The organism is Nonomuraea sp. NPDC050540 (assembly GCF_044457485.1).
Taxonomy (GTDB): Bacteria; Actinomycetota; Actinomycetes; order Streptosporangiales; family Streptosporangiaceae; genus Nonomuraea.
Window position 1 is genome coordinate 158,420 of sequence record NZ_JBITHA010000018.1, and the last position, 24,148, is coordinate 182,567.

Genomic DNA, 24,148 nt, shown 5'->3' on the forward strand with positions numbered 1-24,148 from the left:
CGCCGCCGGGATCTCCGGGCGGCGCCGCCGTACGTCTGAGTGATCATGCGCGGACGAGAGCGTCCTCATAGACCCGCAGGAGCTCCTGGCCGATGCGTTCCCACGAGTAGCGGGAGCGGACGCGGTCGGCGCCCGCGTAGCCGAGGGCGGTGCGCAGCGTGATGTCCGTCAGCAGCGTGCGGGCCAGCCGCGCGGTACGGGCGGGGCGGTCCGGCGGGACCAGCAAGCCGGTGACGCCGTCCACCACCGAGTCGAGGTGGGCGCCGACGGCCGAGGCGATCACGGGGACGCCGCAGGCCATGGCCTCCAGGGCGACGACGCCGCTGGGCACCTCGCGCGGCAGCGTGATCACCGCGTCGGCGCTGCGCATCAGGCGCGGCACCTGAGCGCGCGGCACCCGGCCCAGCAGGCGTACGCGGTCGCCGACCCCCAGGTTGGCGGCCAGGTCGGTCAGGCGGCGCGCCTCGCGGTCGGTGTCCAGGTCGGCGGGGTCGGGGCCGCCGGCGATGACGAGTTCGACGTCGGGGATCGCGCTCAGCGCGCGCACGGCGGTGTGGGCGCCCATGCCGGGCGTGAGCGAGCCGACGTGCAGAATGCGCTTGCGGGTGCCGCGGGCGGCGACCGCGCCCAGGCGGCGGAACCTGCTGACGTCGACGCCCGCGGGGATCACCGCGATGCTGCGGCGCGGCACGCCCAGCCGGATGAGCGCCGACTCCTCGTCGCCGGAACCCGCGATGACGGCGCTGGCGCGGCGGCCGAGCGCCTGCTCCAGCTTCAGATGGGTGGCCCCGGACGGGTGCAGCGTCTGCGTCACCGGCACGCCCATTCCTTCGGAACCGGCCACGGCGGCCAGGCCCGCGGTCCAGGAGTGGGCGTGGATGACGTCGGGCCGCTCGGCGCTCCACCTGCGCATCAGGTAGCGGCCGAACTCGGGCAGATAGGAGACGACGTCGTCGGCGGGCAGGTCACGGGCCGGCCCGGCGTCGATGTGCTCAATGGTGACGCCCTGCGTGAGCCGGGTGCGCTGCTTGGGCTCGGCGCTGGTGCGGCGGGAGTAGATGGTGACCCGGTGGTCGTGTCCGAGCTCACGGGCGGCGGCGAGAAGATGACGCCGCTGGTTGCCGGTGGTCGAAGCGACAATGGCGATATTCATGGCACACCTCAGCGATAGCGCGTTCAAGGTGTGCCTGCGTCTTAGGCACGCGATCTACGCCCCTATGTCTACCCTGTTTCGCCCCGATCGCAAACCTATGCAGGTCGGAAGGCCAGGATCACGATCTCGTCCCACACCTGGCCGCCGGAGAAGGCGTGCCGGTCGTCCTCGACCGCCTTGGCCACCGTCGCGGGCGGGCGGCCCGCGTGCCGGCCCAGCACGTCGGCCAGCCGTTCCTCCCCGTACGGCTCGCCGCGCTCGTTCCTGGAGGAGACCAGCCCGTCGGAGTAGAGCACCAGCGTCTGCCCCGAGGCCATCGTCAGCTCCTCGCTCGCGGTCTCGGCCACCGGCGCGATGCCCAGCGGCACCCCGCCCCCCGAGACGAAGCGGACCGAGCCGTCGGCCGAGACCAGCGCCGCCGGATGGTGACCCGCCGAGGACAGGGTCAGGCGGCGGCCGTTCACGAAACCGGCCAGCGCCATCACGAACATGCCGCCGCCCTGCGCCACCATGGCCTCATTGACCCGCCTGACCACCTGGTCGGGGTCCTTCTCCCACACGCTGAGCACGCGCAGCCCGCCCCTGACCATGGCGCTGACCGACGCGGCCTCCTCGCCCTTGCCCGCCGCGCCGCCGAGCGCGAAGCCCCAGCCGGTGGAGACCGGGAAGACGTCGTAGAACTCGGCGCCGACCGAGGCGCCCGGGTGGTAGATCGCCGCCGCCTCGAAGCCGGGCGTCTCGGGGATCGTGCGCGGCACCACGCTCGCGGTGAGCGCGTCCGCCGCCCGCGAGCTGCTCTGGAAGCTGCGCTGGGCGCGCACGGCCAGCCCGAGCTGGACGCCCACCTGCTCCATCAGGCCGAGGTCGCCGAGCGTGAACGGTGCCCGGTTGTGAGTCCTGACCAGCGTCAGCGCCCCCTCCCCCGGGCCGATCGGCACGCACATCACCGACACGGCGCCCATCGCGGTCAGCAGGGGCCCGCCGGCGTGCGCGCCGAGCACGGACTCGTCGTCGACCATCTCGTGCAGGACGCCGGTCGCCTGCTCCATCACCTGGGCCACCAGCGGACCGGCCAGCGGGTCCGCGCGTTCCACCAGGCGGGCCAGCTCGCCGACGGGCTCATCCTTGGGCGCGAGCACCGTGGTACGGCGGGCCACGCCGTCGCGGACGACGTCGGCGATCACCCAGTCGGCCCAGTCGGCGGCCAGCAGCCTGGCGGCGCGGGCCAGGGCGACCGGGCGGTGCAGGCTCTCCTCGTCCAGCAGGATGCGGGCCATCTCGGCCAGCAGTTCCTGCCGGCGGGCCGCGGCCATGAGCAGGGCGGCGTCGGGGCGGGAGGCGGCGGGGGCGGCGGCGCCGTACCCCTGAATCTGGAGCTCGGTGGGCAGCGCGACGGCGGCGACCAGCGGCTGCGGCTCGCCCGGCAGGGTGAGCCTGGTGAGCACGAGCTGGACGGTGTGCGTGCGGCCCTGGTGACTCAGGCGTGTCTCGAACGTGGCAGACTGCCCGGTCTGGAGCACGGAGGTCAGATGCGAGCGGAACGCCGCCCGGCGCGAGGTCTCCACCAGCAGCGGGAACGCGCGCCCCACCAGGTAGCCGTCGGGGCTGCCGAGCACCCGGGAGGTTTCGGCGTTGATCCGCCTGATCACCGCGCCGCCGTCGAGGACGAACACCGGGACGGGGAGGACCCTGAGCACCTGGCGCAACAGCTTGAGCTCACGCTGCGCGCCGCTCTTGGCGCCCTGCTTGGGCGTCTGGCGGAGGTGTTTGCGGGCCTCGGCGAGCAGTTCGAGCGCGGTGTCGAGCTCGGCGAGCGCGGCGTCCAGTGTCTCACCCGCCTGATCGGGGTAGGCGGTGCTGGCCGTGCGGAGGGACGACACCCGCTCCGTCAGCGAGTCGAGGGCGCGTTCGAGCGGGGTCGTCATGACGCCGACGCTACGCCATCAGGGATTAAGACGGCCATATAGGGAAGGTTCCCACTCGTTATGGACACCATGGTGCTGGCCCGCGAGCTTGCGACTCTCGGGCGTCTGGACAACGAGAACTCGACCGAGAGCGTGCTGCGGGGGCTGACCAACGCGGTCGCGGCGGGGGTGCCCGGCTGCTCCGGCGGCTCGGCCGAGCAGTGGCAGGGGGAGCGCGTGCTCGTCGCCAGCTCCCACAGCGAGCTGATCAGTCTCGTCGAGGGCGAGCGGGAACTCGGCGTGGGCCCGAGCGTCGAGGCGCGCCGCACCGGCAGCCCGATCAGCGCTCCCGACCTGCTGCGCGAGCCCCGCTGGCCGGAGTACGCGGGGCTGGCGGTCGGCTGGGGGGTGCGCTCGGTGCTGGCCCTGCCCATCAGGGTCGACCCGGTCCTGCTCGTGGTCGTCCTCTACGCGGTACGGCCCGGCGTCCTGCCCGGCCACGACGCCCACGCCCTGGCCGGCATGCTGGCCGAGCAGGTCAGTGTGGCCATGGCGAACCTGTGGGACTTCGAGCAGGTACGCACCGACGCCGCGCAGATGCAGGAGGCGCTGGCCGGCCGGGCGATCATCGACCAGGCCAAGGGGATCATCATGAAGTCGAGCGGCTGCTCCGCCGAGGCCGCGTTCGAGGAACTGCGCCGCATCTCCCAGCATCACCAGATCAAGGTCGCCGACCTGGCCAAGCTGCTGGTGGAGGAGCACAGCGGCAACAGCTAGGCGAGGGCGCGCTTGGCGTCCTCCAGCGTGTCGTAGAGCGGCAGCCGGCTGGCCAGCCCGGTGATCCACATCACCTTGGCGGTGCTGTACCGCACGCCGATCAGCGCGAAGCGGGAACCGGCCTCAAGGCTGGTCTGCCACTGGTGCACGATCAGGCCCAGCGCGCGCGAGTCCATGAACGTGACGCCGGACAGGTCCAGGACGAGGTCGGGGCCGGCGGCCGACAGATAGTCGGCGAACTGATCGCGCGTGGTGGCGTCGAGGACACCGTCCACCCGGATCACCGTCAGCCCGTCCTGGGGCGAGGACGTCAGGGTCAGTGTCACGAGGCAACCTTACTGTCACCTGAGATAGGTGGAATACTTCCGGCGAAAGCGGGGATAATCATCCTCGAAGTCCAGCAGAGGGCTTCCGTCTGCAACGCTGTGAGGCGTGCCTCTGCCTGGGCTTTTTCGCTTTTTCCGGGCGGACGGCCGTTCCATGGCTTGGACCAAGGAGCAGCAATGGCTGTGAAGGAATACGCCCTCGAAGAGCTGACCGCCGAACAGCTCTTGGCCGAAACGACCGAGCCGGACACCCCCGACAGCGTCAAGGAGCGGCTGCGTGAACGCATCGTCGAGATGCACCGCCCGCTCGCCATGGAGATCGCCCGCCGCTACCGCTACCGGGGCGAGCCCATCGAGGACCTCCTCCAAGCCGCCTACGTCGGCCTGATGAAGGCCGTCAACGGCTTCGATCCCACGCTGGGCCACGCCTTCAGGGGCTACGCGGTGGTGACGATGACCGGCGAGGTCAAGCGGCACTTCCGCGACCGCACCTGGGCGATCCGGGTTCCGCGCGTCTACCAGGAGCGCCGCTCGGAGCTCAACCGCCTGGTCTCCGAGCTCAGCCAGGACTTCGGGCGTGCGCCCACGGTCGCCGAACTGGCGGCCAAGATGAACATCAGCGAGGAGGACGTCCTGCTCACGCTCGACGCCTCCGCCGCGTACAGCACGCTCTCGCTCGACGCGCCGCTCGGCAGCGACGACGACGCCGCTTCTCTGGGCGATGTCATCCCGGAGACGGACGACTCCCTCAGCAAGCTCGTCGACAGCGAGTCCGTCAAGCCGCTGATCGACGCGCTTCCGCACCGGGAGAAGAACATCCTGCTGCTGCGCTTCTTCGGTAATCTCACACAGGCGGAGATCGCGGCGGAGTTCGGCATCTCGCAGATGCACGTCTCCCGCATTCTCAGAAAGGTCCTCGACCAGTTGCGGCAGGACCTCACCAGCTGATTGGCAGGCCATCGGGTGAACGGAGAGACCGACCCGCGCACGAGGGCGCCCGGCCCCCCGCCGGGTGCCCCCGTGTCCGGATTCGAGTTCACCCTGAGCGGCCTGCCCGAAGTCCGGTTCTTCGCCGAGGCGCGGGCCCGCGAGGCCGGACTGCACGACCACGAGGCGGGCGATCTCGTGCTCGCCGTCAACGAGGTCGCCACCAACGCCGTCACCCACGGCTCGCCCACCGCCCGCGTGCGCTCCTGGAGCGACGGCGGCGACCTGGTCATCGAGATCCGCGACCGCGGCGTCTGGACCGACGAGGACTACGGCCGGACCCGTCCAGCGCCGAACGCCACCCGCGGCATGGGGCTGTGGGTGGCGCGGCTTCTGTCAGCCAGCGTGCAGTTTCATCCTGAGGAGGAGGGGACGACGGTCGTTCTCCGCTTCGCGGGGAAAGGGTGACGCGCTGGTGCCGTTCTCCCGCCGCGAACCGCGGCGGGAGTTCGCTGACGCGTCAGCGCCTGCTACGCCCCCGCCAGGAGCCGGCGGTGCCGCGAATGCTCGCCGTACCGATGCCGGCCTGGTGAAGGGCCAGCAGGCACAGACCGAGCAGCATGAACGTGGTCCCGGTGATGCCGCCCGCGATCCTGGTGTTCAGCAGGTCGAGCAGGAAGCCGAGGCCGAAAATGATCGCTGAGACGATGGCCAGCATGGGGGGTCACTTCCTCTCTGCGAACGCCATCAGGCGCTCCATGACGGATCGGTACTCGCGCAGGGCCAGGCGGAGCTGTTCGGTGTCCTGCTGGCTCTTCCAGCTCTCGCGCATCTCGCCGGCCTGACGGGTGACGTCCTGCAGGAGCTCCTCCAGCAGGTCGTCGGCACGCTCCACGGCGGCCCTGGGGTCGTCCACGAAGCCCGACTGGACGTCGCGCCAGCGGTCGGCCAGCCGGCCGCTCGTGTACGCGCCGTCCCCGAACTCCTGACCGCTCCCCCGCGCCGTCTCGACGGCTGTGGGGTACGGCGGCGCCGGCGGCACGCTGTCGTCGGCCGGCAGGGTGTAGGGCTCGCGGCGCTGGTCGGCCTCGTGTTCCTCGGTCACGTCCACCGGCGCTTCCACCGGAGCGGATGAGGGTTGTGTGTCGTACACGGCCCTCGTGTCGTAGTCGTCGTTTCTGGTGTTGCCGTGCTCGATGTCGTCGTTTCTGATGTCGTCGGGTGCGTTGCTGTCGGGTGCGTTGTCGTCGTCGCGCGGGGCGGGGACGAGTAGTTCGTCCTCGCGCCGGTCGTGGTCAGCCATCTCGTCGCCCTTCCCGGGTCGTCTCCTCCAGCAGTTCCTCGAACAGCGCGCGGTAGTGCACCATCGCCTGGCGCAGCTCCTCGGTCGAGGCCTCCTTGTGGGCGGCTCGTCCGCTGATCTGGTGGGCCTGCCGGTAGTGGTCGAGCGTCGCGGCGTGCGCGACCGACAGGTCGGCCAGCCGCTGCCCGTAGTCCTCCGTCGGGTAGCCGCGCTCGGCCATCACCGCGGTGACCAGCTGGTCCGCCTCGGTGACGGCGAAGCCGGGCGCGTCCACGAAGCGCTCCTGCACCTCGGTCCAGCGCCTGGCGTGGGCGTCCCGGGATTCGGGGCTGAGCGGCCGGATGTCCAGCTCGGCGTGCCGCTGCTCACGTGCGAGCATGTCCTGCTCGGCTTCGCGCCGGGTGTCATGCTCGGACATGATGCGCTCATATTCGGGGCCGAACCGCGAACGGAGCTTGCTCCGCTTCTGCTGCTGCAGTACCACGTAACCCACGGCGGCGACCGCCGCCAGGACGATCACGACAACGGCCACCCAGATCCACGTCTCGGCGGTCATCTCTCATCGCCTCCGGTCTCTTTTGGTTGAGACCTTCGGCTGCCCTGAACGAGAGGGTTTATTCGCGGGCCAGGGCCTGTCTGGCGGCGGCGAGCACAGCCGCGACATGCGAGACGCCCGCGACCGGCACCTCCTTGAACCCCTCCGCCGGGTCGTAGGCCACGTCCAGGTCGTTGTCCACGAGCCGCTGCGCCCAGCGCAGGGCGGTGTTGAGCCGCTCCGGCTGGGGCGCTCTGCCCTGCGCGGCCGCCGACAGGTTCCGCAGGTTCGTGGCGGGGCCGGACTGGGTGTGCTCGCGCGCCACCTTCCACGGCAGGGCCGCCTTGTGGTCGAGCAACCCCTTCACCAGCCCGGCCGAACGCTTGGCCTGCAGCACCCCGGACTCGCTGACCCCGAAGTGCCCGGCCAGCTCCGCCACGCTGAGCCCCTGCGCGACGAGCCTCGCCAGCTCGTCCCGGTCAATCGTCGGCCTGCGCCCCAACCCCGCACCTCCGCTCGGCTGTGCGCCCAAGGCTATGACGTCCCGGGCCCGCAGGTGCGGATCCGGGACGTCGTACGGATTTGCCCGGTTCCCCCCGGTTCCCCGCCCTCCGAACACCCTCCACCCCGGACCCTGCCCTACCGAGATGCGGATCCACTTCCCCTGCAGCGCCGCACCGGGGCGGTGGAGCAGCGGCGCGGCGGGGAGCAGAGCGGCACGCCGGCGGGGCGGCGGGGGAAGTCTTGTGGTATCCCCCGAGCCGGGCAGCCCCCGACGTGTCCGAGGTTGTCGGGGGCTGCCCGGCTCGGCCGGGGTGTTCGGGATTCCCGGGGATGGAGGTCAGGGGCGGCAGGGGTCGGGGGTGAGGAGGAGGCTGGAGTCGTTGCCGGTGACGTCGGCGGAGTAGGTGTCGCCGTTGCCGTACGGCAGGACGCGGACCCGGCTGCGGAACAGGATGTTGACGCCCGGCGGCCGCCAGAAGACCACGTACGAGCGGGCGGTCCAGTCCGTGACGGTCAGCGGGGCGCTCCGCGCGGGGGAAGCACTGGTCCACGTGCAGGTCAGGCGGCCGGCCGCGGCTCCGTCGCCGATGCCGAAGTGGCCGACGGAGACGATCCTGCCGAAGCCGCCCAGGGCGGTGACGGTGGCGGTGTGACCATCGAACCATTGCGAGCCGAGGCTCGTGCCCCAACCGGCCCTGGTCTGGGCCACGTCCGGCCGTTCGCGGTGCTTGGCGGCGGCGAGAGAGGCGTCCACCACGCCCTTGGCCGCGGTCAGGACGCCCGCGTCGTGCAGGGCGCAGCTGTGGTGGCCGTCGGCGAGGCTGGAGCAGGTGGTGATCCGGTTGCCGTCGGCGAGCGGGGACAGGGCCCACCACGGCGGGGCGACCAGGTCGTTGAGGTTGGTGGCGCTGAAGAGCTGCAACGGCACCGCCCTGGACAACTGCCCGCCCTCGCCGAACGAACGCCCTGCCCGCCAGTCGTAGGAGACGGGACTGCGGAAGCCGAACTGGTCCCAGCGCGTGCAGACCTGGGAGAACGTCCAGTCGGGGCCGGGCGCGGCGACCTTGTTGCCGGGGACGGAGATGCCGCAGTAGTTGAGGATGTCCTCGGGCCAGACGCTCCCGCGGTCCTCGGGCCAGAAGCCGTAGAGCGGGGAGTCGATGGTCACGATGGGCGTGGAGGTGTTCGAGGTGTCGGCGGCCCAGCGGGCGGCGACGGTGCCGCCTTCGCTGAAGCCCACCAGCACCACGTTGGCGCCGGGGTGCTCGCGGCCGATCTCCCTGATCTGGCGGTCCAGGTGGGCGGAGGTGGCGCTCAGCGCGGGCCAGGTGTCGGCGCCGCCGTAGGTGAGGGGGGCGGCCTGGCCGTTCGGGCCGCGGTAGGAGTACGGGGACCAGTGCAGCCTGGCCCGGTCGGTGGTGTTGCAGCGCTTGGTGACGTTGTCGACCTCGGCCAGGTCGGTGCAGCCGAGCCGGTTGAGCAGGTCGCGGAAGGCGGCGGCCTCGGTGACCAGCTTGTAGGCGCTCTCCTTGGGGGTGACGCCGAACGCTTCGATGCCGCGTAACAGGACGACGACGGTGTCGGCGGGCACGGCCACGGCCTTGGTGACGGTGTCCGGCGCGCCCTGGCTCGGGACGACGGTGAGCGCGGCCTGCCGTTCCGCGCTGTCGGGGTAGGTGTGGCGCACCACCGGGGTGGTGCTCTCCTCGTCGTACGCGCCGTCGTTGTCGAAGTCCCAGCGGTAACGGGCGGTGGCGCCGTCCGGCACGGTGCTGGCCGAGGCGTCGAACCTGATGTCGGTGCCCGACTCCTCCGGCGTGGTGGTGAAGTCGGCGTGCGCCTGGCCGCCGGGGTCGAGCCGGATGGGCCCGGCGGCGTAGCTGTCACCGGCGCCGGTCGAGTTGTCCCTGTCCAGGACGACGACGAGGCTCTCGCTGCCCTGGCCGTCGCCCAGCACGACCGTGCTGCCGTCGGGGAACAGCCGGCTCCACGGCAGGGCCAGCGTGAAGGAGGTCGAGCCGGAGCCGGAGGAGTTCGTGCTCAGCCCCACGCCCGGCACTCTGAGCGCGTTGTCGGGATAGCAGCCCGGCGCCTCCTCCCATGCCTCGACGGTGAAGGTGCGCGAGGGGTAGAGGGTGTCGCTGACCTCGACGTCGACCCTGAGTGAGCCGCCGTCGCGGGTGAGGGTGACGGTTCCGGCCTGCTCCTGGTGCGGGTGGCCGTCGCAGCCGATGCCACCGACGCGGTAGAGAGGCGTGGAGGCCGGTGCGGGGCTGGGCGCCGCCGAGGAGCCGGCGGGCGGCGAGGAACCCGAGGTCGGCGAGGAGGTGGCGGGCGGTGAGGAGGTCACGGTCGGCGATGAGGCCGGGGTCGGCGCGACCGTGGGTGCCGGGGAGACCGTGGGTGCCGAGGAGACCGTGGGCACCGGGGAGGCCGTGGGCACGGCCGAGGTGGTCGCGGGCGGGGTGGTCGCGGGCGGGGTGGTGATCAACCAGCCCAGGACCAGCACCACCGCCGGCAGGACGCGGGAGTCCCCGCTCTTGCGCCGCTTCCGCATCGGGTCACCACCTCCCCAGGATGCGCTCGATGATGTCGAAGGTGACGTCCACGAGGATGCCGAGGATCTTCTTGACGGCCTTGCGGACCAGCCGGGCGATGTCGTCCTCGTCCTTGCGCTTGATGGCCTTGTCGAGCTGCCTGCGGTATTCGGAGTCCTGCCTGCTGCGCTGGTTGACCGCGTACAGGATGTCGTCGTCGCTGATCGTCGCCATGGATCGGCGCTCCTCTCAGAGCTTCGGGGGAAGGGACGGGTCGGACAGGTCGAGCAGCTTGCGGGCGCCGTCCCAGATGAGGAAGTTGCCGAGACCGCGCATGGTGTCGACGGGCACGTCGGCCAGCTGTTCCGCCTCGCCGAGCAGGCGGCGGAACCGGGCGGTGGCGCCAGGGCCGAGCTTGTTGACCACGGCGACCATGAGCTGGGCCAGGTTGAAGCGGAACAGCGCCGAGCAGGCCAGGACGCGGTGGTTGTCGCGCAGCCGGGCGAACACCTCGGCCTCGGCCGGGAAGCGGCGCTGGTAGTTCTGGCACACCTCCGCGCTGACGTAGCCGCGGTAGCGGATGGTGTAGTCGTCGTAGCCGAGCCGGTCGTCGCGGTGGGCGAAGCCGCCGGGGTTGTAGGTGGTGGAGACGAGCGCGTGCGCCCACGGCCGGACGAACACCTCCTCGTAGTGCAGGGCCTTGGCGGCCAGCTTGTCGGCCAGCCGGGCGCCGGGGGCGAAGACGCCGCTGTCGCGGTGCAGGGCGAAAATCCAGGACGGCGGCGTGAGAATGTCCACCTTGGTCATCACGAACGTGAGCTTGTTGGCCAGGGCCGCGCTGTCTGTGCCGCCTGTGCCGCCTGTGCCGCCTAAGAGGCGGCGTAGGCAGGACGCTTCGTAGGTGGTGGATCGGTTGTCGGAGTGAAGCGCCCAGATGACGACGTCACACCCGATGAGTTTCTCCCTATACATCGCCATATAATCGACGTCCACGCCGACCGATTCCCCTATTCCCGGCATATCCCAAAAAGTAAGGGAATGGCCGGATTTTCCGGGAAGATGAATGGCCTCTGGCTCCTTGGTGACCGGGCGGACGTCACCGGTCGGGAGGTCGGCACCGAAGAGGACGTTGAGCAGCGACGACTTGCCCGCACCGGTCTGCCCCATGATGACCACAGAAAGCGGCTTAGCCGCCTCTTTTTCGTATTTATGCAGAACATCCGCTTTTATGCGCTCTAGTTGCTCGGCCGAGAAATGAGTCGGCGGTGACATCAGCAAACACCCCCGCAATAGGTAGAAACTTCATCGATCGCCGTGTTTACTACTGTGCGGGCCGCTCATTGCAATGATCTTGCATTGATGGGTGGAGACGCTGTGACGTTTGAGATTCGGGTGCTCGGCCGGACGGAAGTGATCGTGGACGGGCGCCCGCAGCAAGTGCCGGGCAAGACCGCGAGACTCCTCACCCTGCTCATCGCGGCGGGAAGGTCCGTCTCGCGGGACATCCTCACCGACGCCCTGTGGGAGGAGGGCAAGGCGCCGCTCAGCGAGGGCATCGCGCCGCTGGTGTCCAGGTTCCGCCCGACCCTCGCGAGAGGCGGGCTCGTCATCAGCTCCAAGCGGGGCTCCAACGAGTACGTGCTCGACGGCGACGTGTCGGAGGTGGTCGACGCCCACCGCTTCGAGTACGCGGTCAAGGAGGGCCTGCTCGGGCTCGGGGCCGGGGACGACGCGCGTGCGCTGGCCGTTCTGGCGAAGGCGGCCGGGGAGTGGCGCGGCCGGCCGTACGCGTCGTGGCAGGAAGGTCTTCCCGAGGCCTGCGCGCGCCACGCGCGCAGACTCGACAGGCTGCGCCTGGACCTCGTGCGCAACCTCGCCCAGACCGCGCTGCGCCTGGCCCGCTACGACGAGGTCGCCGCGCTGCTGGCCGGGCCGGTGGGCGAGGGGCACGACGGCCTGGGCCCGATCTGGCTGCTGCGCTTCATGCGCACGCTGCGCGACGAGGGCGCGGCGGCGGCCGAGAGCCTCCTGGAGGAACGGCACCCGCGCGACGAGGCCGTGGACCGGGCGTTCTCCCTGTTGCTGCTGCACGAGCACGGCGTGGACGTGCACCGGCCGCCGGACGGCACGCGCGCGCGGGAGCGGGCGCCCGAGGTGCCCGGCGAGCTGGTCGGCAGGCAGGAGCATCTCGCCGCCCTGCTCGCCCTCCGAACCGGCCTGCCGGGGCTGCTGGCGGTGCGGGGCGTGCCGGGCGCGGGCAAGAGCAGGCTGCTGGCCGAGCTGACCGCGCGCACGGCGGCCAGCCGTCCGCGCACGGTGGTGGTGAGCTGCCAGGACAGCGGCGAGCTGCAGCCGTGGCGCTCGCTGGCCGGCATGGTGTACGCGCGCCTCCAGCGCGACCTGGGCACGGGCGACAACCCGCTGGCCCCCGCCGACCACCGCACGCTCGTCGACTTCATCTCGGCCATGCCCGGCTCCCCCGCGCCCGCGGGCCTGGAGGACTTCCGGCAGCGCCTGCTGTCGCTGCTGGCCGGCCTGCTGCGCTGGGCGGCCAGGGGCGGCGGGCTGATCGTCGCCTTCGACAACGCGGAACTGCTCAGCCGCGCGGCCTGCGACCTGCTGGTCGAGGTACGCCGCGGGCTCGGCGAGGCGGCCGTGGGCTTCGTGCTGGCGGGACGGCCGGAGGGACCGTGGCGGGAGGCCCCGGCGTCGCCGGTGACCGTGGGTCCGCTGGGCCCGCTCGACGTGGCCGCCTGGCTGGCCACCGTCTGGGGGCGCGAGCCGTCCGAGCGGGAGGTGGCCGAGGCGTTCCGGCTGACGGGCGGGCTGCCGCAACGGTTGTGCGAGGTACGCGACTCCGAGGGCGAGCTGTCGGTCCTGCCCGGCTTCGGCCGGCGGCCGGGCCCGCTGCTGCCGTGGCTGGCGGCGGCGGCGATCACCTGCGGCGGCGGCGAGATCGACACCGCGCTGGTCGCCGCGGTGCTCGGGCTGGAACCGGCCGAAGCCGACCGGCAGCAGGCCGAGGCCGTCACGCAGCGCGCGGTGGAGGCGCACAGCGGCGTGCGCTTCCGCTACGAGCTGTGGCGCGAGGAGGTCCTGGCCACGCTGGAGGAGGACCCGGCCCTGGCCAGGAGGTTGCACAAGCGGGCGTTCGAGGTGCTTGGTGAGCACCTGCGCACGGCCGAGCGGGTGACCGCGGACCTTCCCGTGCGCATGGCCGTGCACGCCCGCGCGGCCCGCCCCGACGTGCCCGACGAGCAGGTCGCCACCGCCTGCCTGACCGCCGCGCGGGCCGAGCTGGCCGCCTTCGGCGTCGGCTCCGCGCGTTCCTGGGCCGAGTACGGCATACGCCTGCCCAGCGGCCCGGTGACCAGGTTCGGCCTGCTCATGACGCTGGGCGACGTCCGCAACGCCCAAGGCGACATGCACACGGCCGGCGTGCACTACCGCGACGCCCACGACACGGCGGCGGAGCTGCCCCGGCTGCGCGCGAGCGCAGCGGTCCAGCTGGCCAGGCGCTGGACGGACCCCGGGCAGGTCGACGAGCAGTTGCTGCGCCTGCTGCAGGACGCGCTCGAGGCGCTGGCCGACGACGACGAGGAGGAGGCCGCCGACCTGCGTTCCCAGCTCAGCGCGCACCTGGCGCACAAGGCGACGATGGCGGTCGGCCCCGGCGCGGTCGCCGGGGAGTGGCTGGACGGGCCGGAGCTGGCCCGCCGTACGCTGGCCGGGTTGCGCCCCGGCTGCCCGCCCGAGGTGCGCTGCGAGGTGCTCAACGAGTGCCGCTGGGGCCTGTACGACTTCGCGCCGCCCGCCGAGCTGCTGGGCATCTCCAAGTCCCTGCACGACGCGGGCATCCGCGCGGGCTCGGCCTATTTCCACAGCGAGGCCCTGGTGGCGCTGGCCATCGACCAGATGCGGCTCGGCGCGCTGCAGTCCGCCGCCGCCCTGGTCGAACGGCACCGCGGCCAGATCGCCGACCATCCGCGCGTCCTGGGCGAGTGGCTGCAGAGCGCCCTCGACACGCTGATGGACCTGTGGCGCGGCCGGTTCGACGAGGCGGCGGCCCGGTTGTTCGGCGAGGCGGAGCGCTCGGTCAAGGAGCTGGAGGAGGCCCGGGTGCTGCCCGCCGGCACCCTGCGCCAGACCTGGGACGGCCAGGTCTACTGGCTGCTGCGCGAGCGCGGCGAGCTGGAGGTGCTGCTGCGCTCCGACCTGGCGGGCCGGGTGGAGCAGCACGGCTACTTCCCGATCTGGCGGGCCGCGCTGGTGCTGGCGCACGCCGAGACCGGCCGGTACGGCGAGGCGATGGACGGGTTCACCGAACTGGCCGACGACACCCGGGGCTTCGCGGCGTTCCCTCCGCACGGCTGGCGGGTGCCGACGCTGAGCCTGCTGGCCGAGTCGTGCGGGAACCTGCACGAGGCCGGCGCGGGCGGGAGCGAGCTGACGGCGCTGGCCGCGCGGGTGTCGGAGCTGTTCACCCCGCACGAGCGGGAGGTCGCGCTGGCCGGGTGGCCGACGGTGCTGATGGGCCCGGCGGCCCGGTTCGGCGCGGTGGCGGCGATGGCCGCGGGCGATCGCGACCTGGCCCTGAGCCGGCTGCGGACGGCGCAGGAGTTCACCGGTGGGATGCGCCCGCAGCTGGCCAGGTTCCGCTACGACCAGGCCAGGGCGCTGGTGCTGGAGGGCCGGCCGGAGGAGGCGGCGCCCCTGGTGGAGAAGGTGCTGCAGACCGCGCTCCCCTGCGGCATGACCTCACTGGCGACACGAGCGCGAGCCCTGCTCGGCCAGCCACCGAACTAGCGCGAGGCCCGTCACCGGCCTAGCGCGAGGCCCGTCACCGGGCCAGCGCGCGGCCCGGCCCGTCACCGGGCCAGGGCCCTGGTCGGTCAGTCATCGGGCCAGGACCCTGGTCGGTCAGTCGCCGGGCACGCTGACCTGGGGCACTCCGGTGCGCGGATGGGGGCGGACCTCGGCCGCGACCCGGTAGACCTCGGCCAGCAGGTCCTCGGTGAGGACGTCGGCGGGCGGGCCGTCGGCCACGAGCCGCCCGCCGTCCATCACGCAGATGCGCGCGCAGAAGGCGGCGGCGAGGTTGAGGTCGTGCAGCGCGACCACGGCGGTCACGCCCAGCCGCCGCACCAGCCGCAGGGCGTCGAGCTGGTGGCGCAGGTCGAGGTGGTTGGTGGGCTCGTCGAGGATCATCGTGCCCGGCTCCTGGGCGAGCGCGCGGGCGATGAGCACGCGCTGCTTCTCCCCGCCCGACAGCCGGTCGAAGGGCGCCTCGGCCAGGTCGGCGACGTCCAGCTCGGTCAGCGCCCCCAGCACGATGCTCCGGTCGGAGTCGTCGTCGCCCTCGAAAGGGCGCTTGTACGGCGTGCGCGCCATCGCCACCACGTCGTGCACGGTCAGCTCGAAGGAGCCCGGCGACTCCTGCAGAACGGCGGCCAGCGTACGGGCCAGCCGTTTGGCCGGCATGCGCCAGATGTCGTCCCCGTCCAGGAGCACCCGCCCGGAGGTGGGCCGCACGGCGCGGTAGAAGGTCCGCAGGAGGGTGGATTTGCCCGCGCCGTTCGGGCCCACGAGCGCGACGAGCTCCCCCGGCGCGGCGGCCAGGGTGACCTCGCTGACCAGGGCCCGTCCGTTCACCACGACGCTCACGCCCTCGGCGCGCAGCTCACCGGGGGTCATCGGGCCGCCTTTCTCCGCATGAGCCACAGGAAGAACGGGCCGCCGGTCACCGCGGTCAGGATGCCGATCGGGATCTCCTCGGGGGCGATGAGGCTGCGGGCGGCGAGGTCGGCGGCGATCAGGAAGGCCGCGCCCATGAGCGCGGCGGCCGGCAGCGCCCGCCGGTGGTCGGCGCCGACCAGCAGCCTGACCACGTGCGGCATCATCAGCCCGACGAACCCGATCGACCCGCTGACCGCGACGATCGCGCCGATCATCAGCGCCACCAGCACGAACATCGCGCCGCGGAAGCGGTGCACGTCCAGCCCGAGCGCGGCGGCGGCCTCCTCCCCCGCCAGCAGCAGGTTGAGCGGACGGCTGACGCCCAGCAGCACGGCGGTGCCGAGCAGCACGGCGGCCGCCGGGATCCAGAGCAGGTCCCAGGTGGTGCCGGCCAGGCCGCCCAGCATCCAGCGCAGCGCCGAGTCGGCCTTGTGCGGGTCGTTGGAGGTGACGATGAGGAAGCTGGCCACGGCCGACAGCACCTCGGCCGTGGCGACTCCGGCCAGCACCAGCCGGATCGTGGTCATCCGGCCGCCCGCTCTGGCCAGGCCGTACACGAGGAAGAGCGCGAGGAGGGCGCCGGCGAAGGCGGCCAGGGGCAGCGTCAGCGCGCCGAACACCGACAGGTTGAGCACCATCACGGCGACCGCGCCGACGGTGCCGCCGGAGGAGACGCCGAGCAGCATCGGGTCGGCCAGCGGGTTGCGCACCAGCGCCTGCAGGGCCATGCCGCAGACCGACAGCCCGGCGCCGACGACCGCGCAGAGCAGCACCCGCGGCAGCCGTACGTCCATGACGATCGTCTCGCGCACGGCCGGCCAGGTGGGCTCGCCCAGCGGCAGCCGGAGCCGGTGCAGCAGGATCGACCAGACCTCCCCGAACGGCAGGCCGACCGAGCCCGCCGCGACGCCCGCCGTCGCGGCCAGCAGCAGCGCGGCGGCGAGCACCGCGAGGATCAGCGGGTACGGCGCACGCCGCACCGCCCGCGTCACTTGAACCGGTCCGGATGGATCTGCCGGGCCAGCGCCTCCACCCCGGCCGGCACCCGCACCCCGAGCACCGCCGACGACAGGGGCAGCACGGCGAACCGCTGCTTCTTGATCGCGGGCACGTCCTTGAGCGCTGGGCTGGCCAGCAGGAACTTCTTCTTGGCCTCGACCGTGGTCTGGCCGTAGTCGTAGATGACGATGACCTCGGGCGCGCGCTCGGCGACCTGCTCGAAGGAGACGTTTCCCCACGCCTTGGGCAGGTCGGCGAAGAGGTTGGCCCCGCCGGCCAGTTTGATCATCTCGTTGCCGATCCCGGCGCCGCCCGCGGTGAAGGCGGTCTTGTCGCCGGAGTCGTAGACGAACACCTTGGCCGGCTCGACGTCGCCGAGCTTTTTCGCAACGCCGTCCAGGACGGTCCGCATGGCGCCGATCTGCCGCTCCGCGCGCTCGCCGACGCCGAAGACGCGGCCGATGGTACGGATCTCCTCCTCGGCCTGGGCCGCGGTGACCGGGCCGTTCGGGCATTCCTCGGAGTTGACGTGGGTGTCGATGCCGGACTTGGCCAGCACGTCCCGGCCGCGGCCCTCCTTGGCGTCGAAGGCGCTCTCGAAGCCGCCGTAGACGAAGTCCGGCTCGGCCGAGAGCAGCGCCTCGAAGGAGGGGTACTCCTTGGCCAGTACCTTGATCCGGTCATAGGCGGCCTTGTACTCGGGCAAGATCGCGTCATCGAGGTAAGCGGTGCCCGCCATCGACTTCTCCAGCCCGAGCGCGAGCATGATCTCGGTGGCGTGCTGGTTGAGCGCGACGGCCCGGCGGGGCGGCCGCTCGTAGGTGGTGCTGACGCCGCAGCTGACGACGGTGACGGGGAACCCCGCGGGGACTCCGGCCGCCTGTTCGGCGGCGGGTGCGGGAGCGCTCGCACAGCCGGCCAGCAGGGCCGAGGCGACGAGCAGGGGTACGAGCGCGCGCGGGCTCGCGGGGAAGGGCATGCCGTCCACCGTTCCTCTCATGGGGAGATCCGCCCCAAGGTCGTGAGGTGGCGACCGCGTGAGTCTCCTGGCTCTCGGGTCAACGCTCACCCCGGCCTTCCCGTCCGCAAGGGCAGTGGCTTCGTCGGGGCTCGCTCGCCGATCACAGTGGCGGGACCGCGCCGGATTCACACCGGCTTCCTCGATCCGCCGTCGCCTATTTCGGGATCTATCGTGGCATATCCGGAGGGCTGCCAACCAGGCCGTACGCCTTCATGATCTACTGACCTGCGGGAATGCCGAGGAGATATTCGGGGCAGCGTGCACCTCATGGGGGAAAATTCTAAGAAGCACGCTATTCGCGCGGCCGCGGCCGCCGCCGCGCTGTTCACGATCACGGCCTGCGGTTCCGGGGGCGCCCAGAACACCGCCGGCCTCGCCGTCCAGAGTCCTGCCACACCGCCGGCCGATCCCAGCGACATGGGCTCGCCGGACGCCGGTACCGGTGCCGACGACGTCAAGAAGGCGGGCGAGGCCGCGCTGGCCGCCGTGGAGGGCACGGTCACCGGCCTGGACTCCGACGAGGGCGTGTGGAAGGTCACCGTCATCGGCGCGGACGGCGCCGAGAGCAAGGTCCGGGTCGACGCGATGACCTGGAAGGTCGTCGGCACGCCGTCGGCGGAGGCCGACGACGACGCGGAGAAGGCCAAGCACAAGGCGCAGGCCGAGGCGGCCAAGACCACCTACTCCGACGCCGCGGAGAAGGTCGCCGGCGAGTACCCGGACGGCAAGATCACCGAGCTGTCCCTGGACAGGGACAACGGCACGGTGGTCTGGGAGGCCGACGTGACCGCCGCAGACGGGACCAAGGCGAAGGTCAAGATCAAGGCGGACGACGGCAGCGTGGTCTCGCCGTCGGCCGAGCCGGAATCGACCGGCTGACGCACATGACGGGCTGAGGAGGCGGCGCTACCCGGCCAGCGCCCGTCGCGCGTAAGCGCGCACGTCCGCGTCCGGATCGCCCAGCGCCGCCTCCAGTGCCGCGCCCGCTTCGGCCGTGTCCGCCCAGCGGGTCAGTGCCAGCACGGCCGCCTTGCGCACGTCGAGGTTCTCGTCCGACAGCGCCGCCACGAGCGGCGCCGGCGCACTGGCGCGGTCGGCGGCGGCGAGCGCGCGGGCCGCGCCCACCCGCACCTGCCACCGCGGGTCGTCCATCGCCTGTACGGCCGCCGCCACCAGCGGCCCGCCCGCACCGGCCGACGACTCCAGGGCGGCGGCCCTGACCAGCGGGTCGGCGTCGGCGGCCAGCGTCTCCAGCACGGGCGCGGGCTTGCCGATGATGCCGAGCCCCTTGGCCACCCAGACTCGTACCTCCCGCGACGGGTCGCCGGCGGCGGCCGCCACCAGGTCCGGCTCGTCCAGCGAGACCAGGCCGCGGATGGCCTCGATGCGCACCCGGTGGTCGGCGTCGGCGATCGCGGCGGCGAAGACGTCTCTGCCGCCCAGGCGCAGCGCGCGCAGCAGGTCCAGGGCGGTGGCGCGGACGAGCGCGTCGCCTCCGGCCAGCGCCGCGTCCAGGTCGAGGGGCGGGCGGAGCACCTCGGCGAGCTCGCGCAGGCCGGTGGCGGCGGCCCGCCGTACCGTGCCGTGCTCGTCGGCGAGGGCGGCGACCAGGGCGGGGCCGGCGCCGTCGGGGACGGTCTCGGTGAGGGTGGCGATCGCGGCCCTGCGCACCTTGGGGTCGGGGTCGGCCAGGTAAGGGGCGAGCTGCTCGGTGGTGGGCTGTTCCTCGGCCAGGCGGTGCAGCTCGAGTATGCGCGGGGAGCGGCGGCCCACGCCGGTGCGCTCGGTGGTGACGGGGGCGGCCCGCCGTACCGGGGCGGAGGTGTGCGCGGCCAGGACGGCGGGGGCGGCGGCGGACGGCGCGAACTCCTCGACCGGGACCAGGTAGGGCTCGACCGGGCGCTTGAGGAACTCCATCGCGCCGTCGGCGCGCTTGCGCAGGTTCAGGTGGAACAGCCACGCGCCGTCGTCGCGGGCGGGCAGGTCGGCGCGGTCGTGGTAGAGGCCCCAGCGGCTCTCGGTGCGGGTGAGGGAGGCGCGGGCGGCCATCTCGGCGCAGTCGCGGATGAAGTCCACCTCGGCGCAGCGCATCAGCTCGTGCGGGGTGCGGGCGCCCATCGAGGCGATCTCCTCGCGCATGCGCTCGAACGACTCCAGCGCGAGGTCCAGCCTGGCGGCGGTCTTGGGCGGGGCGACGTAGTCGTTGACGAAGCGGCGCAGCTTGTACTCGACCTGCTGCTGGGGCGGCCCGTCCGGGTTGCGCAGCGGGCGGTAGACGAGTTCATGGGCGGCGCTCACCTGCCCCTGCGGCAACGTCGCGGGCACGGGCGTGGCCGCGGCGGCGGCGTGGGCTCCGGCCAGGTCGCCGAAGACGAAGGCGCCGATCATGTAGTTGTGGGGGACGCAGGCCAGGTCGCCCGCCGCGTACAGGCCGGGCACGGTGGTCCGGCCGTGCTCGTCCACCCAGACGCCGGAGGCGGAGTGGCCGCCGCACAGGCCGATCTCGGAGATGTGCATCTCGACGTCGTGGGTGCGGTAGTCGTGCCCGCGCCCGGCGTGGAAGGTGCCCCTGGTCGGCCGCTCGGTCGAGTGCAGGATCGTCTCCACCGCGCTGATCGTCTCGTCCGGCAGATGGGTCAGCTTCAGGTAGATGGGGCCGCGGGCCGAGGCGATCTCGGCCGCCACCTCCGCCATCATCTGGCCCGACCAGTAGTCGGAGTCGACGAAGCGCTCGCCCCTGTTGTTGACCTGGTAGCCGCCGAACGGGTTGGCCACGTACGCGCAGGCGGGCCCGTTGTAGTCCTTGATCAGCGGGTTGATCTGGAAGCACTCGATGCCGCTGAGCTCGGCCCCGGCGTGGTAGGCCATCGCGTAGCCGTCGCCGGCGTTGGTGGGGTTCTCGTAGGTGCCGTACAAGTAGCCGCTGGCCGGCAGGCCGAGGCGGCCGCAGGCGCCGGTGGCCAGGATCACCGCGCCCGCCCTGACCGTGACGAAGGCGCCCGAGCGGGTGTCGAATCCGGCGATCCCCACCGCCCTGCCGTCGTCGACCAGGACCCTGACGGGCATGACACGGTTCTCGATACGGACCTTGTCCCGGATGTCGCGCCTGCGCAGCACCCGGTAGAGGACCTTCTTGACGTCCTTGCCCTCCGGCATCGGCAGCACGTAGCTGCCCGAGCGGTGCACGCGCCGCACGGCGTACTCGCCGTACTCGTCCTTCTCGAACTTCACGCCGTAGCGCTCCAGGCGGCGGACCATCTCGTGGCCGCGCGTGGCCGTCTGGTAGATCGTCTTCTGGTTGACGATGCCGTCGTTGGCGCGGGTGATCTCGGCGACGTAGTCCTCGGGGGTGGCCTTGCCGGGGATGACCGCGTTGTTGACGCCGTCCATGCCCATGGCCAGGGCGCCGCTGTGCCGTACATGGGCCTTCTCCAGGAGCAGGACGCGGGCGCCGCGCTCGGCCGCGGTGATCGCGGCCATCGTGCCGGCGGTGCCGCCGCCGACGACGAGCACCTCGCACTCCAGCTCCAGGCGCTCGCTCAGCTCGGGGATCTCCATCTACAGCTCCTTCAGCACGCGGGCGCGCAGGTCGTCGCGATCGTCTTCTGGGCGGACCTCGATCACCGCGCGCAGCGCGCCGCCGCCGATCACCGCGACGCGGTCGCCGAGCAGCAGCGCCTCGTCCACGTCGTGGGTGACGAACACGACGGTGGCGCGGGTCTCACGCAGCACTCCGAGCAGGAGCCGCTGCATCTCGGCGCGCGTCTGCGCGTCCAGCGCGCCGAAGGGCTCGTCCATGAGTACGGCCCGCGGCGCCCCGGCCAGCGCGCGGGCGAGTTGCACCCGCTGCCGCATGCCGCCGGACAGCTCGCGGGGCAGCAGGCCGGCCGACCCGGTGAGGCCCACGCGGTCCAGCCAGGACGCCGCCGCTGCCCGGCGCGCGGCCCGCGGCACCTTCCTGAGCGCGAGCGGCAGTTCCACGTTGCGCCGCACGGTCCGCCAGGGCAGCAGGCCGTCGTCCTGGAAGACCATGGCGCGATCGGCGGAGGTGGCGGCCACCACGACGCCGTCGGCCAGGACCCGGCCGGCGGCGGGCGCCAGCAGCCCGGCCAGTGCGCGCAGCAGCGTGGACTTGCCCGACCCCGAAGCGCCCGCCACGGCCAGCACCTCCCCCGGCCGGATCGCCAGGTCCAGCTCGCGCAGCACGGGCGCGCGGCCGTAGCCGAGGGTGAGCGCTTCGACGGCGAAGGCCAGCCCGCGCACGGCGGGGGGCCGCTCGGTCAGCGTGGTCACGTGACGCTCCCTTCCCCGCGCGGCAGCCAGCGGGTGACCCGGCGCCCGGCCAGCTCGACGGCGGCGGAGGTGAGCCAGCCGAGCAGGCCGATGGTGGCCATGCCGACGATCACGGCGGGGTAGTCGACCAGCGTGTAGGAGTTCCAGGTGCGGTAGCCGACCCCGAACTCGCCGGAGATCATCTCCGCGGAGATCACGCAGATCCAGGCCACGCCCATGCCGACCGACAGCCCGCCGAACACGCCGGGCAGGATGCCGGGCAGCACGACGTGCCACAGCACGTGGCGGCGACCGGCGCCGAGCGTCCTGACCGCGTCCTCCCAGAGCGTCGGCAGCGCGCGTACGGCGTGCCGCGTGCTCACCATGATCGGGAAGAAGGCGGCGGCGAAGGTGATGAAGACGATGCCCTGCTCGTCGGCGGGGAACAGCAGGATCGCGATCGGCACCAGCGCGATGGCCGGGATCGGCCGCACCACCTCCAGCAGCGGCAGCAGCAACGGCCCCGCCCGGCGCGAACGGGTGACCAGCACGCCCGCCGCGACCCCGGCCACGGCGGCGATGGCGAAGCCGGTGAGGATGCGCAGCAGGCTCTGCAGCAGGTCGAGGTAGTACAGGGAGGTGGTCAGCTCGGCGGCGAAGCGCACCGCGACCTCGTCCAGTGACGGCAGCCGGTCGAAGCGCAGCCACAGGCGGGCGTCGGTGACGGTGAGCACCTGCCACAGCGCGGCGGCGGCCAGCAGCGAGCCGATCCTGGCGGCCTGTCTCATCGCGCCGCCTCTTTCTCCAGGGCTTCGGCGTAGGTGACGGGCTTGGCGCCCGGGTGCGCCGCGCGGTAGGCGTCGGCGCCGTCGCGGGTGGTGAAGGGCAGGTAGTCGCCCTTCTCCCGGAGCCAGACCGACTTGTCGGCGAACCAGCGGGTGCCGGTGGCGGCGTCGGGCACGTACGCGGCGCGGACCTCTCCCGCCCCGGCGGCGGCGATCTGGCGCAGCAGGCAGGTGGGGGTGGCGGCGGGCCGGGTGCCGCCCGCCGCCAGCCACAGCTCCGAGGCGGTACGCGGGTCGGTCACGGGGACGCCGCAGGCCGGATCGGCGCCGGTGATCTTCGCGGGGTTGGCGGTCGAGGCGGTGTCGGCGTCGTAGGCGGGGCCGTACGCCTCGCGGAGGTAGGAGTCGTTGGCGAAGCGGGAGAGGTCCACCCCGGCGAAGTCCTGACTTATGCGCTTGAGGTAGGGAATGTCGTGCTGGTGGGCGGCCTTCAGCTGCGGCTTGAGCGTGACGTCGAACGTCGCGATGCCGCCGGGCCCGTTGTACAGGTAGACCACCTCGGGCGGCAGCCCGGTCACCTTCGCCACCAGCTCAGCCGCGCGCAGCGGGTTGTCGTGCAGGTAGCGGGTGGCGTCCAGTTGCGCCTTCAGGAAGGCGTCCACGACCTGCGGATTCTCCTTCGCGTACAGCTCGCGGACCACCACCCCGTGGAAGGTCGGCACCCGCAGGGCGGAGCCGTCGTAGATCAGCTTGGCCTTGTCCTGGAAGACCAGCAGCCCCGGCCAGGCCACGAACTGCGCGTACGCCTGCACGCCGCCGGCCTCCAGCTGCGAGGCGCCGACCGGCGGCTGGTGGTTGACCACCTCGACGTCGGCCGCCGGGTCGAGCCCGGCCTTCTCCAGCGCCTGGACCAGCGTGCCGTGCCCGGCCGAGCCCACGCTGGCCGAGACCTTGGCGCCCTTGAGCCCGGCGAGGGTGGTGACCTTCGAGGCGGGCGGGACGACCACCATGTTGAGGCCGCCGCGCAGGTTGTAGCCGGTGATCGAGACCAGCTCGGTGTTCTTGGCGCGGGCGGCGTTGATCAGCAGCGGGTAGTCGCCCATGGAGCCGATGTCGATCTTCCCGGCGACCATCTTGGCGGTGATCGGGGCGCCGGTGTCGTGATCCTGCCACTCGACGGCGTACCCGCCGCCCAGGCGCTTTTCCAGGTAGCCGAGCTCGCGCAACAGGGTTCCGGCTGTCACGGTGTTGATGGTCTTGGACTGGTAGCCGACGACCAGCTTCTTCTTGCCGGGGGCGGCGGCCGTACCGGACAGGGAACAGCCGGCGAGCGCCAGCAGGAGGGCGGCGGCGAGGACCACGCGCATGG

At 72.4% G+C, this 24,148-nt stretch carries 22 protein-coding genes, 1 pseudogene and 1 riboswitch; of the genes and pseudogenes, 5 read left to right on the forward strand and 18 right to left on the reverse strand.

The annotated features are described in order from the left end of the window. Positions 1-43: 43 nt before the first annotated feature. Both ACIBI5_RS43390 and ACIBI5_RS43395 read right to left on the reverse strand, forming a co-directional pair. On the reverse strand, positions 44-1,153 hold the full coding sequence (locus tag ACIBI5_RS43390; protein WP_397256005.1) for a glycosyltransferase: 1,110 nt from the start codon (positions 1,151-1,153) through the stop codon (positions 44-46). 95 nt (positions 1,154-1,248) lie between these two features. Then, on the reverse strand, positions 1,249-3,078 hold the full coding sequence (locus tag ACIBI5_RS43395; RefSeq protein ID WP_397256007.1) for a SpoIIE family protein phosphatase: 1,830 nt from the start codon (positions 3,076-3,078) through the stop codon (positions 1,249-1,251). Between the two features lie 60 nt (positions 3,079-3,138). Between ACIBI5_RS43395 and ACIBI5_RS43400 the strand changes: the two genes are divergently transcribed. Beyond that, positions 3,139-3,834 carry an ANTAR domain-containing response regulator gene (locus tag ACIBI5_RS43400; RefSeq protein ID WP_397256009.1) on the forward strand — a complete coding sequence of 232 codons (696 nt, stop codon included), beginning with the start codon at positions 3,139-3,141 and terminating at the stop codon, positions 3,832-3,834. Here the strand turns inward: ACIBI5_RS43400 and ACIBI5_RS43405 are convergent. Beyond that, on the reverse strand, positions 3,831-4,160 hold the full coding sequence (locus tag ACIBI5_RS43405) for an STAS domain-containing protein (protein ID WP_397256011.1): 330 nt from the start codon (positions 4,158-4,160) through the stop codon (positions 3,831-3,833). The two genes, ACIBI5_RS43400 and ACIBI5_RS43405, sit on opposite strands and share 4 nt — an antisense overlap. Positions 4,161-4,337: 177 nt before the next feature. On the opposite strand from ACIBI5_RS43405, the gene ACIBI5_RS43410 reads away from it, so the two are divergent. Beyond that, a complete protein-coding gene (locus ACIBI5_RS43410) occupies positions 4,338-5,108 on the forward strand; it encodes a SigB/SigF/SigG family RNA polymerase sigma factor (protein ID WP_397256013.1) in 771 nt (256 codons plus the stop codon). Between the two features lie 72 nt (positions 5,109-5,180). Further along, complete coding sequence (locus tag ACIBI5_RS43415) at positions 5,181-5,555, forward strand: ATP-binding protein (RefSeq protein WP_397256015.1); 375 nt, start codon at positions 5,181-5,183, stop codon at positions 5,553-5,555. Positions 5,556-5,607: 52 nt separating this feature from the next. On the opposite strand, the gene ACIBI5_RS43420 is transcribed toward ACIBI5_RS43415, so the two are convergent. From ACIBI5_RS43420 to ACIBI5_RS43455, 8 genes and pseudogenes are all read right to left on the reverse strand, one after another. Beyond that, positions 5,608-5,805: a hypothetical protein gene (locus ACIBI5_RS43420; protein ID WP_397256017.1), complete on the reverse strand. Its 198-nt coding sequence runs from the start codon at positions 5,803-5,805 to the stop codon at positions 5,608-5,610. Positions 5,806-5,811: 6 nt separating this feature from the next. Further along, positions 5,812-6,390 carry a hypothetical protein gene (locus tag ACIBI5_RS43425; RefSeq protein WP_397256019.1) on the reverse strand — a complete coding sequence of 193 codons (579 nt, stop codon included), beginning with the start codon at positions 6,388-6,390 and terminating at the stop codon, positions 5,812-5,814. Then, the gene (locus ACIBI5_RS43430) at positions 6,383-6,946 is read right to left on the reverse strand and encodes a hypothetical protein (protein ID WP_397256021.1); all 564 of its coding nucleotides are present in this window, start codon (positions 6,944-6,946) and stop codon (positions 6,383-6,385) included. Before ACIBI5_RS43430 ends, ACIBI5_RS43425 begins: the two co-directional genes overlap by 8 nt. 58 nt (positions 6,947-7,004) lie before the next feature. After that, the gene (locus tag ACIBI5_RS43435) at positions 7,005-7,427 is read right to left on the reverse strand and encodes a hypothetical protein (protein WP_397256023.1); all 423 of its coding nucleotides are present in this window, start codon (positions 7,425-7,427) and stop codon (positions 7,005-7,007) included. A gap of 339 nt (positions 7,428-7,766) precedes the next feature. Next, positions 7,767-9,986, reverse strand: coding sequence for a PKD domain-containing protein (locus ACIBI5_RS43440; protein WP_397256025.1), 2,220 nt, complete (start codon positions 9,984-9,986; stop codon positions 7,767-7,769). A 4-nt stretch (positions 9,987-9,990) separates the two neighbouring features. Then, complete coding sequence (locus tag ACIBI5_RS43445; RefSeq protein ID WP_184961307.1) at positions 9,991-10,200, reverse strand: hypothetical protein; 210 nt, start codon at positions 10,198-10,200, stop codon at positions 9,991-9,993. A 15-nt stretch (positions 10,201-10,215) separates the two neighbouring features. After that, a complete protein-coding gene (locus ACIBI5_RS43450; protein ID WP_397256112.1) occupies positions 10,216-10,938 on the reverse strand; it encodes a hypothetical protein in 723 nt (240 codons plus the stop codon). Positions 10,939-10,944: 6 nt separating this feature from the next. After that, positions 10,945-11,238, reverse strand: a pseudogene (locus tag ACIBI5_RS43455) (GTPase); the annotation flags it as partial. Between the two features lie 102 nt (positions 11,239-11,340). Here ACIBI5_RS43455 and ACIBI5_RS43460 point away from each other — a divergent pair. After that, on the forward strand, positions 11,341-14,772 hold the full coding sequence (locus ACIBI5_RS43460; RefSeq protein ID WP_397256027.1) for an AAA family ATPase: 3,432 nt from the start codon (positions 11,341-11,343) through the stop codon (positions 14,770-14,772). 114 nt (positions 14,773-14,886) lie between these two features. Here the strand turns inward: ACIBI5_RS43460 and ACIBI5_RS43465 are convergent, their stop codons facing one another. Genes ACIBI5_RS43465 through ACIBI5_RS43475 form a run of 3 tightly spaced genes read right to left on the reverse strand, consistent with a single transcriptional unit; the run spans position 14,887 to position 17,701 of the window. Next, complete coding sequence (locus ACIBI5_RS43465) at positions 14,887-15,660, reverse strand: ABC transporter ATP-binding protein (RefSeq protein WP_397256029.1); 774 nt, start codon at positions 15,658-15,660, stop codon at positions 14,887-14,889. Further along, positions 15,657-16,682, reverse strand: coding sequence for a FecCD family ABC transporter permease (locus tag ACIBI5_RS43470; protein ID WP_397256031.1), 1,026 nt, complete (start codon positions 16,680-16,682; stop codon positions 15,657-15,659). The genes ACIBI5_RS43465 and ACIBI5_RS43470 overlap by 4 nt, the downstream gene beginning before the upstream one ends. Before the next feature lie 8 nt (positions 16,683-16,690). Then, a complete protein-coding gene (locus ACIBI5_RS43475; RefSeq protein ID WP_397256033.1) occupies positions 16,691-17,701 on the reverse strand; it encodes an ABC transporter substrate-binding protein in 1,011 nt (336 codons plus the stop codon). A 39-nt stretch (positions 17,702-17,740) separates the two neighbouring features. Next, positions 17,741-17,863: riboswitch (cobalamin riboswitch) on the reverse strand. Between the two features lie 126 nt (positions 17,864-17,989). Between ACIBI5_RS43475 and ACIBI5_RS43480 the strand changes: the two genes are divergently transcribed. Next, positions 17,990-18,601 carry a PepSY domain-containing protein gene (locus ACIBI5_RS43480; protein WP_397256035.1) on the forward strand — a complete coding sequence of 204 codons (612 nt, stop codon included), beginning with the start codon at positions 17,990-17,992 and terminating at the stop codon, positions 18,599-18,601. A 27-nt stretch (positions 18,602-18,628) separates the two neighbouring features. Here the strand turns inward: ACIBI5_RS43480 and ACIBI5_RS43485 are convergent, their stop codons facing one another. From ACIBI5_RS43485 to ACIBI5_RS43500, 4 genes are read right to left on the reverse strand one after another with little or no spacing between them, the layout of a single operon-like run. Continuing rightward, positions 18,629-21,280, reverse strand: coding sequence for a fumarate reductase/succinate dehydrogenase flavoprotein subunit (locus ACIBI5_RS43485; RefSeq protein WP_397256037.1), 2,652 nt, complete (start codon positions 21,278-21,280; stop codon positions 18,629-18,631). Further along, a complete protein-coding gene (locus tag ACIBI5_RS43490; RefSeq protein ID WP_397256039.1) occupies positions 21,281-22,015 on the reverse strand; it encodes an ABC transporter ATP-binding protein in 735 nt (244 codons plus the stop codon). Further along, positions 22,012-22,782 (reverse strand): ABC transporter permease, encoded by a 771-nt coding sequence (locus tag ACIBI5_RS43495; protein WP_397256041.1) that lies wholly within the window; start codon positions 22,780-22,782, stop codon positions 22,012-22,014. The genes ACIBI5_RS43490 and ACIBI5_RS43495 overlap by 4 nt, the downstream gene beginning before the upstream one ends. After that, on the reverse strand, positions 22,779-24,146 hold the full coding sequence (locus ACIBI5_RS43500; RefSeq protein WP_397256043.1) for an ABC transporter substrate-binding protein: 1,368 nt from the start codon (positions 24,144-24,146) through the stop codon (positions 22,779-22,781). The genes ACIBI5_RS43495 and ACIBI5_RS43500 overlap by 4 nt, the downstream gene beginning before the upstream one ends. Positions 24,147-24,148 lie beyond the last annotated feature (2 nt).

What these genes read in the sequence shown, in the direction of transcription:
- ACIBI5_RS43390 (WP_397256005.1), bottom strand. Translation starts at nt 1,153, where the DNA reads ATGAATATCGCCATTGTCGCTTCGACCACCGGCAACCAGCGGCGTCAT.
- ACIBI5_RS43395 (WP_397256007.1), bottom strand. Translation starts at nt 3,078, where the DNA reads ATGACGACCCCGCTCGAACGCGCCCTCGACTCGCTGACGGAGCGGGTG.
- ACIBI5_RS43400 (WP_397256009.1), top strand. Translation starts at nt 3,139, where the DNA reads ATGGACACCATGGTGCTGGCCCGCGAGCTTGCGACTCTCGGGCGTCTG.
- ACIBI5_RS43410 (WP_397256013.1), top strand. Translation starts at nt 4,338, where the DNA reads ATGGCTGTGAAGGAATACGCCCTCGAAGAGCTGACCGCCGAACAGCTC.
- ACIBI5_RS43420 (WP_397256017.1), bottom strand. Translation starts at nt 5,805, where the DNA reads ATGCTGGCCATCGTCTCAGCGATCATTTTCGGCCTCGGCTTCCTGCTC.
- ACIBI5_RS43425 (WP_397256019.1), bottom strand. Translation starts at nt 6,390, where the DNA reads ATGGCTGACCACGACCGGCGCGAGGACGAACTACTCGTCCCCGCCCCG.
- ACIBI5_RS43430 (WP_397256021.1), bottom strand. Translation starts at nt 6,946, where the DNA reads ATGACCGCCGAGACGTGGATCTGGGTGGCCGTTGTCGTGATCGTCCTG.
- ACIBI5_RS43440 (WP_397256025.1), bottom strand. Translation starts at nt 9,986, where the DNA reads ATGCGGAAGCGGCGCAAGAGCGGGGACTCCCGCGTCCTGCCGGCGGTG.
- ACIBI5_RS43445 (WP_184961307.1), bottom strand. Translation starts at nt 10,200, where the DNA reads ATGGCGACGATCAGCGACGACGACATCCTGTACGCGGTCAACCAGCGC.
- ACIBI5_RS43450 (WP_397256112.1), bottom strand. Translation starts at nt 10,938, where the DNA reads ATGTATAGGGAGAAACTCATCGGGTGTGACGTCGTCATCTGGGCGCTT.
- ACIBI5_RS43465 (WP_397256029.1), bottom strand. Translation starts at nt 15,660, where the DNA reads ATGACCCCCGGTGAGCTGCGCGCCGAGGGCGTGAGCGTCGTGGTGAAC.
- ACIBI5_RS43475 (WP_397256033.1), bottom strand. Translation starts at nt 17,701, where the DNA reads ATGAGAGGAACGGTGGACGGCATGCCCTTCCCCGCGAGCCCGCGCGCG.
- ACIBI5_RS43480 (WP_397256035.1), top strand. Translation starts at nt 17,990, where the DNA reads ATGGGGGAAAATTCTAAGAAGCACGCTATTCGCGCGGCCGCGGCCGCC.
- ACIBI5_RS43485 (WP_397256037.1), bottom strand. Translation starts at nt 21,280, where the DNA reads ATGGAGATCCCCGAGCTGAGCGAGCGCCTGGAGCTGGAGTGCGAGGTG.
- ACIBI5_RS43495 (WP_397256041.1), bottom strand. Translation starts at nt 22,782, where the DNA reads ATGAGACAGGCCGCCAGGATCGGCTCGCTGCTGGCCGCCGCCGCGCTG.
- ACIBI5_RS43500 (WP_397256043.1), bottom strand. Translation starts at nt 24,146, where the DNA reads ATGCGCGTGGTCCTCGCCGCCGCCCTCCTGCTGGCGCTCGCCGGCTGT.